Here is an 18,633-nt window from a genome sequence, read left to right as displayed (position 1 = left end):
AAATCTGATATTAAAAACTGATGAAATTAAATTTAAAGCGCCCTTTAGCATTTTTTGATCTTGAGGCAACTGGTATAAACGTAGGAGCAGATAGGATTGTTGAAATTGCCATCTTAAAGGCAATGCCTGATGGAACTGAAATAGTTAAAACCTGGCGTGTAAATCCTGAAATGCCTATTCCGTTACAAACATCTCTTATTCATGGTATTTATGATGAGGATATTGCTAATGCGCCAACTTTTAAAGTTTTAGCAGCAGAAATTGCCGAGTTTATAGGAGAAAGCGACCTTGCTGGTTACAACTCGAATAAATTTGATATACCAATGCTTCTGGAAGAATTTCTGAGGGCTGATGTTGATTTCGACATGGCAGAAAGAAAGTTTGTTGATGTACAGAATATTTTCCATCAAATGGAACAGCGCACACTAAAAGCTGCTTACAAATTCTACTGCCAGGAAGATTTAGTAAATGCACACGCCGCAGAAGCAGACGTTATTGCTACTTATAAAGTGCTTTTAGGTCAGTTAGAAATGTATAAGGAAACTGAATTTGAAAGCAAACAGGGGGTTAAAAGCATTCCGGTTGTAAATGATGTAGATGCTTTGCATGTTTTTACCAACATCAATAAGCCTGTTGATTTCGCCGGTCGTTTAGTTTACAATGATCAGGATGAAGTTTGTTTTAATTTCGGTAAGCATAAAGGTAAAACCACTCAGCAGGTTTTTGCTGTAGAGCCCAGTTATTATGCCTGGATGAAAAATGGTGATTTTCCACTCTATACTAAAAAGAAACTGGATGAGGAATGGGCGAAGTTCAATGTAAAAAAGAATGAAAATAGAGCACCAAAACCACAAAATAATCCTCCGGCTCCTAGACCACAGTTTAAAAAGCCTCAGCCAAAACCTGATAAACCAGCAGAGCCTATTAATACAGATATGCTGGAACAGTTAAAAATGAAATTTGGCAAATAGGTAAGGTGAAGTTGGATAGAGTGCTAAGATGAAATAGCATTCTTTCCTTATTTATGTTTAAAATTTAAAAATGAAATTTATAAAAATATTTAGTCTGTTATTGGGTACGGCATTCTATGCCAATGCACAAACCGCTTTACCCATAGCACCTGAATTTCAGAAAACTTATCTAAAAGAAACCAGAAGTGTTAATGGAAAACCTGGTAAAAATTACTGGCAAAATGCTTCCAAATATAATCTCAAAATAAACTTCAATCCGGTAAGTCGCCTATTAAAGGGTAAAGTTACGGTAGTGTACACCAATAATAGTCCAGATGCATTAAGTGAAATCTGGTTTAAGTTATATCCAAACCTTTATAAAAAAGGTACACCCAGAAAATCTAAAATTGCTGAATCTGATTTAGGCGAAGGCGTGGCTATCGAAAAATTAACTGCTGCTGGAAAAACGATCAGCGATTATCAGATTGATGGTACAAACATGACTGTTAAAGTGCCGGTAGTTTTACCAGGTAAAACCATCAAATTTGACATTGATTACCATTATACCTTAAATAAAGGCTCACACATGCGCACCGGTCAGGTAGATGATGGTTCGCATTTCGTTGCTTACTTTTTTCCTCGGATTGCGGTATATGATGATGTTGATGGATGGAATCAATACCCTTATACCGGTGCTGAAGAGTTTTATAATGATTTTGATCAGTTTAATGCAGAGATAACGGTTCCAGGTGGATACGGCGTTTGGGCAACCGGCGATCTTAAAAATGCTTCGGATGTTTTTCAAGAACAGGTTGTAGCCAGGCTTAATACCGCAGAGAAGAAAGATGAAGTAATTGATGTAATTACAGATCAGGATTTAGCTGCTAAAAAGGTGACTAAGAATAATGCATTCAATACATTTAAATTTGAAGCACTTCATGTAACAGATTTTGTTTTTGCCTTAAGTGATCATTATTTATGGAAATCAACCAGTTTAGTTGTTGATCCAAAAACGAAAAGAAGAACCCGTGTGGATGCGGTTTTTAATCCAAAACATAAAGACTATTACGAGGTTATTGATTTTGCCCGTAAAACGGTATCGTCTATGAGTTTTGTTTTTCCAAAATGGCCGTTTCCATATAATCATGAAACTATTTTTGATGGTTTAGATCAGATGGAATATCCAATGATGGTTAATGATAACCCTGTTGATAGTCGTGAGGATGCCATTACCTTAACTGATCATGAAATCTTTCATACCATGTTTCCATTTTATATGGGGATTAACGAAACCAAATATGGTTGGATGGATGAAGGCTGGGCAACTATAGGAGAGTGGCTTATTTCTCCAATGATTGATTCGACCATGGTTGATGAATATGGGATTCAGCCAACTGCGTCATCGTCAGGTGGTAAAGACGACACTCCGATTATGACACTAACTCCTGATTTAAAAGGCTCGGGCTCATTTACAAATTCGTACCCTAAGCCGGGCTTAGCTTATTTATTTGTTAAAGATTATTTGGGTGATGAATTGTTTACAAAAGCCCTGCACACCTATATCAAAAACTGGAATGGAAAACATCCTATGCCATACGATTTTTTCAACAGTATCAATGAAGGAAGTGGTAAAGACCTAAATTGGTTTTGGAAACCATGGTTTTTTGAAGGTGGGGTTTTAGATTTGGGCATCAAGGCTGTAGATAAAACCAATAGCGGATATGCTATTTCCATTGAAAATAAAGGGATAAAGCCTTTACCAATTGACTTGACTTTAACCTATGATGATGGTTCTACAGAGAAAAATCACAGTTCTATAGGTATTTGGGAAAGCGGGAATAAAGTTGTTTCGATAAATATAAAAACAACTAAAAAGTTAAATAAAGTGGTGATGGGAAGTAGCCATGTTCCGGATAAATCTAAAGGTGATAATACCTTTAATGTGAAATAAGCATTTAAATTATTTAATTAACAGAGGGCCTTTAATGATTAAAGGCTCTCTGCTTTTAAAGCTATTCTGGTTTAAGGAAATCAATATTTCGCTTTAGTCCGTTGTATTTAGTCCTTTTAACTGCAGAACCTTTAAACACCTTTTTAAATACATCATCTGTAATTTCAGTCAGATCTTTAGCGCTCAGATCTAAAAGTCCGTTTTCTGGTTTAAAAGCTTCCTCATTGTGGGCTTTTGAAAATCTGTTCCATGGGCACACATCCTGACAAATATCACAGCCAAACATCCAGTTGCTCATTTTATCTTTGAACTCCGTCGGTATTTCATTTTTCAATTCGATGGTGAGGTAAGAAATACATTTTGTACCATCTACCACCTGCGGTGCAATAATAGCATCTGTAGGACAGGCATCTAAACATCGGGTACAAGTTCCGCAGTGATCGGTTTGAAATGGATGATCATAATCTAAGGCTAAATCAACAATCAGTTCAGCCAGAAAGAAGAAGGAGCCTTCTGTTTTACTGATTAAATTTGAATTTTTTCCGATCCAGCCAATACCGGATTTTTTAGCCCATGCCCGGTCTAGAACGGGAGCAGAGTCTACAAATGCTCTTCCTGATACTTCACCAATATTTTCTTCAATAAAATGTGTTAAGGCTTTAAGCTTATCTTTAATCACTGTGTGATAATCCTGTCCGTAAGCATATTTAGAAATTTTCGGAGCATTAGGATCGAGCTGCTTTTCTTCAGTGTAATAGTTTAAGGATAAAGAGATAACAGATTTTGCACCATCCACCAGTAATCTCGGATCAAGGCGTTTATCAAAATAATTTTCCATGTACTTCATCTCGCCATGGTGGTTTTGATGGAGCCACTTTTCCAGTCTGGGCGCCTCACTTTCCAGAAATTCTGCTTTTGAAATGCCTACATCCAAAAATCCGAGGCGTTTTGCCTCATTTTTAATTAACTGGCTATATTTTGTAGCATTGTTGTACACTGAACTGCAAAGATAAGGCTTAGGATTTAAAACATTTTGATTAATCACGTGTTCTTCCTTCAGAAACTAAATTAATTTTATAATGCCTCTTAATCATTAAGAAATGAAGATTAAGGAATTTACCAATAACTAAATATGGAAAATATAGATCCAAAACATACGGAATCAGGAGCAGCTCCTCAACCGATTGAAAAAGATTATGAAAGTCATAAAGAAGCTCCAGGGCCAGCAAAACCAGCAGTAACCGAAAGAGATGAGAATGGTGCAGGATCTGTTTTAAAATGGATTTTACCAGTAGCCGTGATCATCGGGTTGATTGTATGGTTTGTATTAAGAAAATAATTAGCTTTAGATTAAATTGAATGCCGGTTGTTGATGCAACCGGCATTTTTTTTTGATTATTTTAAGAACTATTTTAGCAATTTGGTTTGATATAAATCTGTTCTTCTGTCTTTTAGAACTTTAACCGTTCCATAATGGTGTAATTCATCTAAAAGGTGTAAATCAACATCAACCACCAATACCATTTCTGTATTTGGTGTGGCTTCTGCTTTTACAGCATTCGTTGGAAAAGCAAAATCAGAAGGGGTAAAAACTGCTGATTGTGCAAATTGTATATCCATATTATTTACCTTTGGTAGATTACCTACACAACCTGCAATGGCAACATAACATTCGTTTTCTATTGCCCTCGCCTGTGCACAATGTCTCACCCGGGTGTAACCGTTTTGTGTATCTGTTAAGAATGGAACAAACAGAATTTGCATCCCCTGGTCAGCATAGATTCTGCTTAATTCAGGAAATTCAACATCATAGCAAATTAAAATTCCGATTTTCCCACAATCCGTATCAAAAACCTGAACTTTATCTCCACCAATCATTCCGTAGTATTTTTGCTCATTTGGGGTAATGTGAATTTTTCTATATTCATCTATTTTACCAGTTCGGTGGCATAAATAGGTAGCATTATAGAGTTTGCCATTTTCCAACAAAGGCATACTACCCGTAATGATATTTACATTATAGCTTAGTGCATACTCATGCATTCTATCTACAATTTCCTTAGTTTTTTCAGCCAGTTTACGCATTGCTTCAATTTCAGGAAGATGGTTGTATGGTTGAAGGAGTGGTGTATTGAACAGTTCTGGAAACATGATGAAATCAGATTTGTAACCACTCAATGCATCAACAAAAAATTCAACCTGCTCATAAAATACGTCCATATCTGGAAATAATCGCATTTCCCATTGAACTAATCCTAGTCTGATTGTCATGGCAGAACGGGCTGAAGCATCAACACCCTGATAATAGATGTTGTTCCATTCAATTAGTGTGGCAAATTCTTTTGATTCTTTATCGCCAGGTAAGTAATTTTTTAGAACTTTCCTTACGTGGAAATCATTGGAGATTTGAAAGGTTAATGTAGGATCATAAATTTCCTTGGCTTTAACCTTATCTATATATTGTCTTGGTGTTAATGTTTCAGAAAAGGTATGGTAACCTGGGATTCTTCCGCCGGCAATGATGCTTTTTAGGTTTAAGCTTTCACAAAGTTCCTTTCTGGCTTCGTAAAGTCTTCTTCCTAGTCTTAATCCGCGAAAATCGGGGTGTACAAAGATCTCGATACCATATAAAGTATCTCCATTTGCATCATGTGTAGAAAAGGAATAATCTCCTGTAATTAATTTATAAGTGTGACGATCTCCATATTCATCATACTCAACAATAATGGAAAGCGAGCAGGCCACTACCTTATTATCAACAGCGATACAAACTTGTCCTTCAGGAAATATATTTAAGAGTTTAGCAATGCTGGCTTTAGGCCAGATGGATCCGCCCATGCTATCATAGGCTTGTAGCATAGACTCTTTTAAATCAGCATAATCTTCGAGCGTCAGCTTACGTAATTCAATATTCATAAATTTGTTGGTTTTACCCTTACTGAACGGATGGGGGCATTAAATGTTTGATTAAATAATAATAATCGTTGAATAGATTCTAAAAGTACAGTTTATAATGTTTTTATCTTTTGATGAGCATTAGATTTTCCCGCAGATTTTGCAAATAACGCTGATTAAAAATGTGCTGTAAAATATAAGCTATTTAAAAATCCATTTCAATCAGCGCTTTCAATTCCCTTATATCTGCGTGAACTAATTTACGTAGCATTTTTTATCTCGGCTGAAATTTGGTGTAGGATAATGCTAAAATAATTTCCCGGTTTGTGCCGGATAATTTTTCTTCAAGTGTTTGTAAGCAGCTTCCGTAACTTCACGGCCACGAGAGGTTCGCATAATGAAACCTTCCTGAATTAAAAAGGGTTCGTAAACTTCCTCAATAGTACCTTCATCTTCTCCTACAGCAGTAGCGATGGTTTTTAAACCTACTGGTCCGCCTTTGAATTTATCAATAATAGTTGTCAGGATTTTATTGTCCATTTCATCTAAGCCATGTTCATCTACATTTAGTGCATTCAAAGCATAGTTTGCAATATCAGGATCAATACTTCCTGTGCCTTTAATTTGAGCAAAATCTCTGGTACGACGCAAAAGTGCATTGGCAATACGTGGCGTACCTCGACTGCGTCGGGCAATTTCAAACGCACCTTCATCACTGATGGGTGTATTCAAAATGTCTGATGATCGTAGTACAATAGTTGTTAATAATTTGGCATCATAATAAGCCAAACGACAGTTGATTCCAAATCTGGCTCTTAGTGGAGCAGTAAGTAAACCAGATCGGGTAGTGGCACCAACCAACGTAAATGGGTTAAGTGAGATCTGAACTGAACGTGCATTCGGACCACTCTCCAGCATGATGTCGATTTTGAAATCTTCCATCGCAGAATAAAGATATTCTTCAACTAAAGGCGATAAACGATGAATTTCATCAATAAAAAGGATATCACCTTCATCTAAACCAGTTAGAAGTCCGGCCAAATCACCAGGTTTATCTAATACGGGGCCAGATGTTACTTTTATTCCGGCACCCATTTCATTGGCAATAATGTAGGATAGCGTGGTTTTACCTAAACCTGGAGGGCCATGTAACAACACATGATCTAATGCCTCACCACGAAGTTTTGCTGCCTGAACGAAAATCCTTAGATTTTCCATCACTTTTTCCTGACCTGTAAAATCTTCAAAAGCCTGTGGTCTTAGTACCCTTTCAATATCGCGGTCAATAGGCGAGAGGTGGTCAGCATCCGGATCAAGATTTTCGTTCATAACGCAAATATAAGATAAATTGCTAAAAAAATTAGGATTGTGTAAATTTATCTGAAACCACCAATTCTTTGGATCCATGGGTATATTTGTAGAATCCTTCTCCTGATTTTGTTCCTTTTTTTCCTGCAGCCACCATGTTAATTAATAACGGACAAGGCGCATATTTGGGGTTTCCGAATCCATTGTGTAATACTTTCAAGATAGCGAGACAAACATCAAGTCCGATAAAATCAGCAAGTTGAAGCGGCCCCATTGGATGTGCCATGCCAAGTTTCATCACGGTATCAATTTCATAAACACCAGCAACACCTTCGTATAAAGTATAAATGGCTTCATTAATCATGGGCATCAAAATCCGGTTGGCTACAAACCCTGGATAATCATTTACTTCAACCGGAACTTTTCCCAGATTTTCGGAAAGAGACATAATGGCCTTAGTTGTTTCATCGCTGGTTTGGTAACCCCGAATCACTTCAACCAGTTTTATCACGGGTACAGGATTCATGAAATGCATGCCAATTACCTTATTACCACGTTTGGTAACTGCCGCAATTTGCGTAATCGAAATTGATGAAGTGTTGGAAGCCAGAATTGCATCGGCAGGGGCATAGATATCTAAATCTTTAAATATTTTTAATTTTAGTTCTACGTTTTCTGTTGCTGCTTCAACAATTAAATCTGCTGTTGACACTCCTTCACTTATTGATGTAAAAGTAGTGATGTTTTTAAGTGTGGCAGCCTTCTGCTCTTCGGTGAGTAATTCCTTACTCACTTGTCTATCCAGATTTTTAGCGATAGTGTCTAAAGCCTGATCAAGTGCGGTTTGTTGGATATCAATAAGATTTACTTTGTAATCGAATTGTGCAAACACATGTGCAATGCCATTTCCCATTGTTCCTGAGCCAATGACAGATATATTTTTTATCATTTTGGTTAGTTTATCAAATTATATTTGTTATTGTTTTGACAATTTTTATTAAATTCTGTTTCTGTCTTGTTATTATTAACTTTCTGCCTGCATTTTTATATGTGATAGTGAAATTTGTTAAAAATTCTGTCAAAATTGTATTATTTAACATTCAAATATTCTTTATCGATACAAATAACGTATTCGTCGGTACTTAACATTTTATATTTTTTAAATATACTTTATTAGCTCCTGAATTATTAATCATCGCATTGTTCGTAAGCACTGGAAATCCTCTCAAGATTTCCCATATGATGAAAAATATCAACTAATCATTTTAATGGTGCACTTAGCAAGACTTATGCCAGTTCTAAAAGGCTACGCTGTGATTAATTCTTCAAATATATTATTAACTATTTAAACTAAAATTAAATGTAAATGAAAAGAAACCTACTCAAGTTTTTGTTGTTCTTTATGGTTTTGTTGGTTACAAAAGTTTCCGCACAAGAAAGAACTGTTACCGGTGTAGTCACATCAAAAGATGACGGTTTACCAATCCCGGGGGTAAGTGTGAAGGTTGTTAACAGTAAACTCGGCGTTTCTACCGGCGCAGACGGAACTTATTCAATTAGAGTTGGTGCTGCGTCAGCAGTGCTGCAGTTCTCCTCTATAGGTTATGCAACGCAACATATTCCTGCCGGAAGATCTATGAAAATCAATGTATCACTAATTTCTGATGCCAATGCCCTAACAGACGTAGTGGTAATTGGTTATGGTACAGCGAAAAGGAAAGATGTTACTGGTTCTGTCGCCAGCATTAAAGGCGAAGATTTGGCTGGTAAACCTGTTGCCAGTTTCGATCAAGCCCTTGCGGGTAAAATCACTGGTGTTCAGGTAACCAATTCAAGTGGTATTTTGGGTGCAGCCCCACGGATTCGAATTCGTGGTACGAATAGTATCTCATCGGGTGCTGATCCATTGTATGTGGTTGATGGAATGGTGATTATGTCTAGTGGTTCAAGCAGCGTTGCATCAATCAATCCACTGGGAGATATTAATCCAAATGATATCCAAAGCGTTGACGTGTTAAAAGACGGGGCGGCTACTGCCATTTATGGATCTAGAGGAGCAAATGGTGTGATCATTATTACCACCAAAAAGGGGGTTAAAGGAAAAACACAGGTTAATTATAATTCGTGGTTTGCTTCGGCAAATGTTGCCAAACGTTTTGATTTACTGAATGCGCAAGAATTTGTAACCATTGCCAACGAGAAACTTTTTAACGCAGGCACTACTACACCACAGGCAGTTTTGGCAAATGATGCATCGGGGAATGTTATTGATACCGATTGGCAGGATTTAGTTTTTAACAAAAATGCATTCCAGCAAAATCACAATATTTCTTTTAGCGGAGCAACTGATGTATCAAACTATTATTTCTCCCTAGGTTATGCCGATTTGAAGGGGACAACGGTTGGAAACAATCAGACTAAATATCAGTTTTCAGGAAAGTTTGAGCAAAAAGCGTTAAATAATTATTTAACATTTGGTGCAAGCTTAACTGGATCATATGTTAAAAATACTGGCCTAAATTCTGGTACCAGTTCTTTATCAGGAAATATTGGAAATGCAATCAGGGCCTTACCTAATGTGGGTGCATTTAATGCGGATGGTTCTTACAATTTAAGTTCAGATAATGCTCGTTTGGGTAAAGGCGCTAACTTAAAGGAAATTGATGATAACTATACGAATATCAAATATGTATTGGATCATAATATATTTAGCAATCAAACCTTTACATTACTTGGAAATGCCTTTGCCGATATTAAAATTATTGATGGATTAAACCTGCGTTCGCAAATTTCTACACAAAATGTTTTCGGCGAAGATTATCAATATCTTGATCCATTACATGGTGATGGTGGAAGTGCAACAAAAGGCTATGAATTTCAACAATACATTCCGAGATTTAGATACAGCTGGACAAACACAGCAACATACAACAAGGTAATTGGCGATCATTCATTTGGGGCTACCGTTGGTATTGAGTACCAAAAATCAAAGGATAGATCGTTTTATGCCAGCGGTTCTCAATTATCAAGTACATTTTTTAGTGGAGAGAATATTATCAGCAACTCTTTAACCCAATCTACCTATGGTATTGGAGGCGGTGTAACTGAAAATGCTTACAAATCTTATTTCGCGAGAGCAAATTACGCTTTCAAAGATCGTTATTTAGTGTCTGGAACCTATCGTATTGATGCCATTTCATCACTTCCACTCGGAAATCAAAGTGCAAAACTTCCTGGGGTATCTGTTGGATGGAGAGTTTCCCAAGAAGATTTTTTTAAGGATAACGTAAAATTTATTAACGATTTAAAAATTCGTGGTGGTTATGCAAAAACAGGTAATACTGATATTGGTAACTATCCTTTTGCAGGAACCTTTGGTGCAGCAACTTATGGTGTTCAAAGTGGTTTGGCTTATACTCAAGTTGGTAATAGCTCGCTAAAATTTGAAACCAGTGGGAAATATGATGTTGGTATAGATGCAACCATGTTCGACAGCCGCATTACCTTAACGGCAGACTATTTTAAAAACAATGTTGACAATTTAATTCTTGCTGCACCAACTGCACCATCTTTAGGTGTTCCAGGGAATTCAATTAACCAGAACGTTGGTAAAATGTATAACAAAGGTTATGAATTTGCAATAAGCGCTGATATTTTTAGAGATAGTCCATTCAAATGGAATGCATCCTTTAATATCACTTTTGTAAAGAATAAAATTACCCAGCTTTCCAACAATAATTCGGATATCACCTACACATATAACGTTAACCGGGTTGGCGAATCAATTGGTTCTTTATACGGTTATGAATATGCTGGTGTAAATGCTGCAAATGGTAATCCTTTATATGTTAAGGCAAATGGACAAGTTATTCAGGGCAATATTGCTAATCAAACGTATTATAACTATGATCCTGCAAATCCAACAGCATTAACTACAGCTACAACTTTAGCAGCTTCTGATAAAAAAATATTAGGCCAGTCTAACCCAACTTACTATGGCGGTTTAGTAAATAATTTTAGCTATAAAGGTTTTGATTTAAACATTAATATGGTATTCTCTGGCGGAAACAAAGTAATGAATATTACGCGTCAGGAAAGTCTTTTAAATCAAAAATTCTTAAACAACGGCACTGAAATTTTAGAGAGATGGACTACTCCTGGGCAAGTTACGAGCGTGCCTAAGCTTTACTATGGCAGAGATGCTTTTACCAATTTAACTTCAAGTGCTTCATCTCGTTTTGTTGAGGATGGTAAATTTATCAGGGCTCAGGATATCATTTTAGGCTATTCATTTCCTAAATTATTCACTGATAAAATAAAACTTAATAGATTAAGAATCTACGCACAAGTACAAAATGCTTTTGTAATAACCCCGTATTCTGGTTTAGATCCTGAATTAAATTATAGTACAACCACTAACAGTCAGGCAGGTTTGGATTACAATACCAATCCGAAAGCAAGAACATTTTTAGTGGGTTTAAATGTTGGATTTTAAGAATATACAGATATGAAGAATTTTAAAATAAAAAATAAATTTACTTACGTAGCCTTACTTTCAATCATATTATCAGTAAGTTCTTGCGAGAAATACACGGAATTAAATCCTATTAATTCGCTATCAGAAGCTACAGCTTTTGATACGCCAGCAAATATAGAATTAGTTGCTGCAGGTGTGTATAGTACGGCAGCAGTAGGTACTTATAATGGGAGTACAGGTCGTGGTTATCCATTTGGTGCCGCTGCAATTGAGCAAGGAGAAATGAGAGGAGAGGACATGGTCAATCTGGCTACGTTTTATCAAATCACCTATGAGTCGACATATACCGCTACAACAGCTAATAACATTAACCTTTGGAGTAATTTGTACGCACTAATTAACCAATGTAATATCTTAATTGCCGGGGTAGAATCAGCTGCTGCAAAGGGAACTATAACTTCTGCTGTATCCACACAATATGCCGCTGAAGCCCGCTTTTTAAGGGCTTTGGCTCATCATGAACTGGTTATCAATTTTGCACGTCCATACGTAGATGGAAATGGAAGTAATGTTGGAATACCTTACAGAACGGTTGCTGTGAATTCAACAGATGCTGTAACCTCAGAAGTTCTTGTACCAAGGGGAACTGTTGCTGAAGATTATACTAAAATTTTAGCTGATCTGGATTATGCAGAAACAAATTTACCAGCAACCAGATCTACTTATGCCATTACAAGGGCTACAAAAGGGGCGGCAATTGCTTTGAAAACTCGTATAAAATTACATATGAACGATTTTGCTGGTGTAATAGCAGAAGGAGCGAAGTTGGGTACTTCAGCAGCAGCAGGACCGTATACCAGTGCTGTTGGTAATTATGCTTTAACAACAGCAGCTGATGGTCCTTTTACAAGCTTTGCTAACAACACAGAATCTATTTTTTCTATTGAAAATAGTGCCGCTGCAAATGGTGGTACAAATGGAGCATTACCTAATATGTTTGGTCCGGCCAGTTTAGGTGGACGTGGTTTGGTGGCGACCAACCCTAACTTGTACAATGCTTCATTTTGGGTAACTGGCGATACCAGAAGAACTCTTTTACAAGTACAACAAACTACAACCGGAGCCAAATATTTCTTCAATTATAAGTATAGAGATTACACCAATAAGACGGATTATGCACCAATTATCAGATATGCTGAGGTTTTATTAAATGTGGCTGAGGCTTATTCCAGGACTACGGCTTTAGATACCAGAGCTTTAAATCTTTTAAATGCAGTTAGAAATAGAGCCGTTCCGGTGGCTAGTCAATACGTTATTGCTAGTTTTGCTTCGCAGACAGCACTCACTCAGGCCATATTAAATGAGCGAAGAATTGAATTTGCTGGCGAGGGAAGAAGATGGCCAGACATTACCAGGCTTTCTAAAGAAGCTAATTTTCAGGTAGCAGGTGGTGGAATTCCGGCGAAGATTCTGGTTACAGCATTAAGTGGAACTGGTTCCAATTGGGATGTAACCTTAAGACCAACTACCGCTGCAGGAAAAGCTGCAATTGCTTATAGCGACTACAGATACGTTTGGCCGATTCCAACAGATGAACTTAATGCCAATCCAAATATATCTCAAAACCCTGGTTACTAATTTCTCAATAATTTGTTTATTACAAAAGCCATCCTAAATACAGGATGGCTTTTGATTTTACAGATAATTTTTTAACTAAATATATTATTGTTTAAATACAGTATAATGCACTGAATAACAAAACTATAAAGTTAAAATTTGTTAAGAAAAAGTTAAAAATTCAGCCTAATTTTCTTTAATCGATAAATACCAATTGTTCACCGATACATGTTTTATTTTGACTTAATTTCTGATGATATTTGATCTATCAAGTAAAACAAAATTTATTACTTGATAATTGAAATGAAGATTTACCGTTGAAAAATCAAGTTCAACGTTTATATAAAAATACTTCCTTGAAAATTAGGTTAGTTAATGATTAGTTAGAAATAGAGATCTTGCTGGATAGCAGATCTCTATTTTATTTTAAACTAATATTTATGGTGCTAATCTACTTTTAACCCATTCATTCTTGATCCATTCAAAGTTCACGCGATCATGTAATCGGCTTCTTCTACCTTGCCAGAATTCGATTCGTGTAGGCTTTACAATATAGCCGCCCCAATGTGCAGGCTTTACAATATTTTTATCCTCACTTTTAGATTTTAGTTCTTCAAATTTTTCTTCTAAAAAAGACCTGTTTGGGATAACCTGGCTTTGTGGAGATGCAATGGCACCAATCTGACTAGCCACCGGACGGGTGTTAAAATAGGCTTCTGAAGTTTCTTTATCCAACTTTTCTACCGTTCCTTCAATTCTTACCTGGCGTTCCAGCTCCGGCCAGAAGAAGACCAATGCAGCATAAGGGTTTCTTTTTAAATCTTTACCTTTTGCACTTAAATAGTTGGTAAAGAACCTAAATCCGTCATCATCAACACCTTTTAAAAGCACGATTCGGGCATCTGGTCGGCCTGATTTATCAGCGGTTGCCAAAGTCATCACATTGGGCTCGTAAATCTGGGCTTCAACAGCATGGTCAAACCATTTTTTAAACTGGGTAATAGGATTGTTATCTACGTCAGACTCATCCAACGTGGCGCTTTTATATTCTTGGCGCAGGTTTTGTAGATATTCATTAGTAACTTGCATAAAACAAAAATAGGCATCTTTTATGGTGCTACAAATGATTATCATCATGCTTAACAATATAAAACCAAAAACAGGCCGTTTATTAATCTCCGAACCCTTTATGTCTGATCCTAATTTCAAAAGATCTGTCGTAATATTATCCGAGCATGGTAATGATGGTTCTGTAGGTTATATCTTAAATCAGGTTGCTAACGTTGTTTTGAAAGATGTAATTCAGGATTTATGGGAGGCACAAAACCACATTTATTTTGGTGGACCAGTGGCTGCAGATACTTTACATTTTATTCACCGCGCTTATGATAAACTGCAAAGTGGTGAACCAATTGGCAATGGTTTGTATTGGGGAGGAAATTTTGAAACACTTAAAATTTTAATCAATACTAATACCATTGATGAGAGTGAAGTTAAGTTTTTTATGGGATATTCAGGCTGGGATAACGGGCAGCTGGACAGAGAATTGGAACAAAATGCCTGGATGGTAAGTGAGGTTTCTGATCTTGACCTCATTTTTGGGAATGACGATGAAAAACTTTGGAGGGATGTCATTGTCAATCTAGGACCAAAATATGCGCATGTGAGCAATTTTCCAATTGATCCGAGTTTGAATTAAGTTTTAGTTAAACTTATCCATTAATTAGATAAGTTTAACTGATAACGATCAACAGGAAATTGTAAACTGTTTCATCGCCATATCACTTTTTGAACGCTTTTATGGGCTTTGCTTATAATTTCTCCATATAATTCTGGCTTTCTCGCCTCCAAATAGCGATGACCTCCGGCTTGAACTAATTTTTCCGGATTTAACTCTGCTATCACAAAAGAATCCTCTAGTGATCTACATTCTGCAATTACATCACCAAAGGGATCAATAATCATTGAGCATCCGTTTTTTAACTGGTCATCGTCCATCCCGATAGGATTAGAAAAAACTGCATAAATGGCATTATCATAAGCACGTGCAGGCAGCCATTTCATCAGCCACCGTCTTCCTTTTAAACTATCAAATTCTTCACGCAGCTGTTTAGCATTTGTTTCTTTATCCGTCCATAATTCTGGATCAACGAAGCCTGCACCTGGTCTTGTAGACGGCGTACACATGGTTACATGGGGCATAAATATGATCTGAGCTCCAAGTAGTGCCGTGGCACGTACATTCTCAATAATATTATTGTCATAACAAATCAGAATTCCACACTTCCATCCATGAATATTGAAAATTGTATAGCTTGTTCCAGCAGAAAGGTTTGGATTGATAAAAGGGTGAAGTTTTCTATGTTTTGTTACAAAACCTTTTTCATCAACACAAACATGCGCTTTATATAAGTTTTCTTCGTGATCTTTTTCGAACAACCCTGCCAATATTGTAATCTGATATTTCTTTGCGATAGATATTAATACCTTAATACTGTGGCCATCAGGAATAGTTTCCGCTAGCTTCAGCATCTGCTGCTTACTTAAATTTCTGGCAAAAGTATAACCTGTAAGGGAGCATTCATGAAAATTAATGACTTTGGCACCTTTTTCTGCAGCTTCCTTTGAAAGTTTTTCTATAACACTCAGATTGTAAGCTTTATCGTAACTTTTGTTTTCAAACTGTGCAGTAGCAATTTTTAAATTTTTCATTTCGTTATCTTAATTGTTAATACGAAGATGAGTAGAAAGCTATTTTAAAAATTGGAAAAAAGCGACAATATGTTAAAGCAAAAGAAAATTAACCGCAAGTAAATTACTGTTGCTTTGGTATTGAAGTGGCGTTAAGCCGGTAAATTTCTTAAAGATGTTATTTAAATGTGATTGATCATAATAGCCACAACTATAACTAATTGATGATATATTTGTATGCTGATTTGCTTGTTTGAGGCATTTAAGTAAGTATCTGAACCTGACAATATCTGCGAACTTTTTTGGACTTAAGCCGATGTGTTCACGAAATTTTCTTTCCAGCTGTCTTTCAGTTGTAGGAACTTCTTTTAGCATTTTTGTTAAACTGCTCATTCCTTTCCGGGCATAAATATGCTGGAGCGAAGTAAAAATTATCTTGTCATAATGAGTATTTTGAATACGCAGCCCTAACAAAAAATCTTCAATCAAATGAATAGCTGCGCCATTTTCAGGTTGTTCCTGAATTCTTTCTAAAAGTAAACGGCCAGAATGACCAGTTAATTCATCAAACGAAATGGTTTCATCATTAACCTCAAAAGCAGCAATATTAAACAATTTAAATAGGGCAAATGGTTGTAAAACAACAATCAGCATATCTGTTTCTGCAGTGGTTGATAAGGTATTAAACTGTGTAATCTGTCCGTATACAAAGCATTTAGGTTGTGCACTAAAATTACCATCTAATTTATTTTTCTGTGAAAAGGGTATTTTCCTGTGAAAAACAATTCCGGGACTTCCATCAGAAAAAAATCTGAAATCATGTTTTACGCAGACATCTCTTGAAAGAATCAGGTAGTGTCTAACAATATTGCTGAGAGCTAGTGATGGCGGTATTTGCATGAATTACATCGAAATTAAAATAGATAAAAGGTATTTTAATTTTTTTTTCTGACTTCCAAATGTTAGACTTTCTGTGATTATTACATTTCCAGAGCACTCTCTTCCACTTTTCTTCTCAACTCGTCTTTATAATTCTGCATTTTTACACTTAAAGATTCATCAGCTGTTGCCAAAATTTGAGCAGCCAACAAGCCCGCATTTTTCGCAGCATTTAAGGCTACAGTAGCTACAGGAATGCCATTGGGCATTTGTAGGATGGATAGAATACTGTCCCAGCCATCAATTGAATTGGAAGATTTTACAGGAACACCAATTACAGGTAACGTGGTAATAGAGGCTACCATACCAGGTAAGTGAGCCGCACCACCAGCACCCGCAATAATTACCTTCAAACCTCTTCCGTGAGCTTCTTTAGCATAATTAAACATGCGTTCTGGCGTTCTATGGGCAGATACAACTGTAATTTCATAACTGATTCCAAATTCTTTTAAGATATCAGCGGCATCTTGCATTACGGGCAAATCAGATTTGCTACCCATAATTATTCCTACTAAGAATCCCTCCGCCGCTAAAGGGGAACCTGAATTTCCATCATTCATATCTATATGTTTATATCTTATCTAAAAATTTATTTGATGTTTTGCTATTTCCACATTGTTTGTAAACTACCCCTTTAGGGGGCTGGGGGGCTTACGCAATTACCTTTAATGTATTTTGAACGTATCTCGCTTTCTCAATCGCCTTATCTCTATCAATATCAACAATGGTAACGTGCCCCATTTTACGGAAAGGTTTGGTGTACTTTTTACCGTAGAGGTGAACAAAGACACCATCAATAGCTAATATTTTCTCCAGATTTTCATATCGAGCTACTCCTTCTGAACCTTTTTCGCCTAACAGATTAATCATAACCGCATTAGTAATGCTAGTGGTATCGCCCAAAGGCAAATTATAGATAGATCTTAAATGTTGTTCAAACTGAGAAACATAATTTCCTTCGATGGTGTGGTGGCCGCTATTGTGTGGTCTAGGGGCCACTTCGTTTACTAAAATCTCACCATCTCTTGATACGAACATTTCAACGGCTAAAATACCTGTGATGTTCATTGCTGATGCAATGTTTTTAGCAATATTTTCTGCCTTTTGTTGCAGGCTTTCTGCATAAGTAGAAGGTGAAATCAGAAACTCAACCAGGTTAGCTTCCGGGTTAAATTCCATTTCAACCATCGGGAAGGTTTTCATGTCGCCTTTAGCATTTCTGGCTACAATCACAGCTACTTCTTTTTCAAAATCAACCAATTTTTCAATGATGCAAGGTGCGTCGAATGCATCGTTTAAATCATCAGCACTATTTATTCTCATTACCCCTTTGCCATCATATCCATCTTTACGCAACTTTAAAATATATGGAAAAGGAATCTGGCTGTTTTCAATATCTTCTTTAGTATTTACAATCTGAAAGGGAGAGGTTGGAATATCATTCTCTTTAAAAAATTGCTTTTGAACCCCTTTATCCTGAATCAAACGAATCACTCTCGATTGCGGAAATACTTGTTTTCCTTCTTTTTCCAGTTGTTCTAAAGCCTCAATATTTACCTTCTCAATTTCGATGGTGATTATATCCGCCTTCTTGCCAAAATTGTAAACCGTGTCAAAATCTGTTATCGAACCATTTTCAAAATAGTTTGCCAGGTGTTTACAAGGTGCATCCGGATCAGGATCTAAAACCAAAGAAGTTACATTATAATTGATTGCTTGCTGAATAAGCATTCTGCCTAGTTGTCCACCACCTAAAATACCTAATTTTAATTCGCTTATCTGTTTTGCCATGAGGGGTTGAAAAT

The 18,633-nt window shown here is 36.5% G+C and carries 15 protein-coding genes; 6 read left to right on the top strand and 9 right to left on the bottom strand.

Going from position 1 to position 18,633, the window contains the following annotated elements; translation table 11 throughout:
- The first annotated feature begins 20 nt into the window (after positions 1-20).
- Together EV200_RS10860 and EV200_RS10855 are read left to right on the top strand one after the other, a co-directional pair.
- Positions 21-971 carry a 3'-5' exonuclease gene (locus tag EV200_RS10860; RefSeq protein ID WP_132532455.1) on the top strand — a complete coding sequence of 317 codons (951 nt, stop codon included), beginning with the start codon at positions 21-23 and terminating at the stop codon, positions 969-971.
- A gap of 70 nt (positions 972-1,041) precedes the next feature.
- Positions 1,042-2,901 carry a M1 family metallopeptidase gene (locus EV200_RS10855; RefSeq protein WP_132532452.1) on the top strand — a complete coding sequence of 620 codons (1,860 nt, stop codon included), beginning with the start codon at positions 1,042-1,044 and terminating at the stop codon, positions 2,899-2,901.
- Between the two features lie 61 nt (positions 2,902-2,962).
- Here EV200_RS10855 and queG read toward each other — a convergent pair whose 3' ends face one another.
- The gene (gene queG, locus EV200_RS10850; protein ID WP_132533262.1) at positions 2,963-3,898 is read right to left on the bottom strand and encodes a tRNA epoxyqueuosine(34) reductase QueG; all 936 of its coding nucleotides are present in this window, start codon (positions 3,896-3,898) and stop codon (positions 2,963-2,965) included.
- 135 nt (positions 3,899-4,033) lie between these two features.
- On the opposite strand from queG, the gene EV200_RS10845 reads away from it, so the two are divergent.
- Entirely contained in the window at positions 4,034-4,240 is a 207-nt protein-coding gene (locus tag EV200_RS10845; protein ID WP_132532449.1) for a hypothetical protein, read from the top strand.
- 68 nt (positions 4,241-4,308) lie between these two features.
- On the opposite strand, the gene EV200_RS10840 is transcribed toward EV200_RS10845, so the two are convergent.
- From EV200_RS10840 to EV200_RS10830, 3 genes are all read right to left on the bottom strand, one after another.
- Positions 4,309-5,817 carry a carbon-nitrogen hydrolase family protein gene (locus EV200_RS10840; protein ID WP_132532446.1) on the bottom strand — a complete coding sequence of 503 codons (1,509 nt, stop codon included), beginning with the start codon at positions 5,815-5,817 and terminating at the stop codon, positions 4,309-4,311.
- Positions 5,818-6,102: 285 nt separating this feature from the next.
- Positions 6,103-7,125, bottom strand: coding sequence for a Holliday junction branch migration DNA helicase RuvB (gene ruvB, locus EV200_RS10835; protein WP_132532443.1), 1,023 nt, complete (start codon positions 7,123-7,125; stop codon positions 6,103-6,105).
- A 31-nt stretch (positions 7,126-7,156) separates the two neighbouring features.
- Complete coding sequence (locus EV200_RS10830) at positions 7,157-8,050, bottom strand: 3-hydroxybutyryl-CoA dehydrogenase (protein WP_132533260.1); 894 nt, start codon at positions 8,048-8,050, stop codon at positions 7,157-7,159.
- Positions 8,051-8,470: 420 nt separating this feature from the next.
- Here EV200_RS10830 and EV200_RS10825 point away from each other — a divergent pair, with 420 nt between their 5' ends.
- Together EV200_RS10825 and EV200_RS10820 are read left to right on the top strand one after the other, a co-directional pair.
- Entirely contained in the window at positions 8,471-11,599 is a 3,129-nt protein-coding gene (locus tag EV200_RS10825) for a SusC/RagA family TonB-linked outer membrane protein (protein ID WP_132532440.1), read from the top strand.
- Between the two features lie 12 nt (positions 11,600-11,611).
- Positions 11,612-13,219 carry a RagB/SusD family nutrient uptake outer membrane protein gene (locus tag EV200_RS10820; protein WP_132532437.1) on the top strand — a complete coding sequence of 536 codons (1,608 nt, stop codon included), beginning with the start codon at positions 11,612-11,614 and terminating at the stop codon, positions 13,217-13,219.
- Positions 13,220-13,636: 417 nt separating this feature from the next.
- Here the strand turns inward: EV200_RS10820 and pdxH are convergent, their stop codons facing one another.
- The gene (pdxH, locus tag EV200_RS10815) at positions 13,637-14,287 is read right to left on the bottom strand and encodes a pyridoxamine 5'-phosphate oxidase (protein WP_132532434.1); all 651 of its coding nucleotides are present in this window, start codon (positions 14,285-14,287) and stop codon (positions 13,637-13,639) included.
- 46 nt (positions 14,288-14,333) lie between these two features.
- Here pdxH and EV200_RS10810 point away from each other — a divergent pair, with 46 nt between their 5' ends.
- On the top strand, positions 14,334-14,897 hold the full coding sequence (locus EV200_RS10810; protein WP_132532431.1) for a YqgE/AlgH family protein: 564 nt from the start codon (positions 14,334-14,336) through the stop codon (positions 14,895-14,897).
- Positions 14,898-14,968: 71 nt separating this feature from the next.
- Here the strand turns inward: EV200_RS10810 and EV200_RS10805 are convergent, their stop codons facing one another.
- The 4 genes from EV200_RS10805 to EV200_RS10790 form a co-directional block, all read right to left on the bottom strand.
- On the bottom strand, positions 14,969-15,910 hold the full coding sequence (locus EV200_RS10805; protein WP_132532428.1) for a nitrilase family protein: 942 nt from the start codon (positions 15,908-15,910) through the stop codon (positions 14,969-14,971).
- Between the two features lie 72 nt (positions 15,911-15,982).
- On the bottom strand, positions 15,983-16,789 hold the full coding sequence (locus tag EV200_RS10800) for a helix-turn-helix domain-containing protein (protein WP_132532425.1): 807 nt from the start codon (positions 16,787-16,789) through the stop codon (positions 15,983-15,985).
- Between the two features lie 80 nt (positions 16,790-16,869).
- On the bottom strand, positions 16,870-17,388 hold the full coding sequence (gene purE / locus EV200_RS10795; RefSeq protein WP_132532422.1) for a 5-(carboxyamino)imidazole ribonucleotide mutase: 519 nt from the start codon (positions 17,386-17,388) through the stop codon (positions 16,870-16,872).
- Positions 17,389-17,479: 91 nt separating this feature from the next.
- Positions 17,480-18,619, bottom strand: coding sequence for a 5-(carboxyamino)imidazole ribonucleotide synthase (locus EV200_RS10790; protein ID WP_132532419.1), 1,140 nt, complete (start codon positions 18,617-18,619; stop codon positions 17,480-17,482).
- Between the last annotated feature and the right edge of the window lie 14 nt (positions 18,620-18,633).

It is taken from the genome of Pedobacter psychrotolerans (genome assembly GCF_004340665.1).
Classification (GTDB): Bacteria; Bacteroidota; Bacteroidia; order Sphingobacteriales; family Sphingobacteriaceae; genus Pedobacter; species Pedobacter psychrotolerans.
This window is presented reverse-complemented; position numbering and strand designations above follow the sequence as displayed.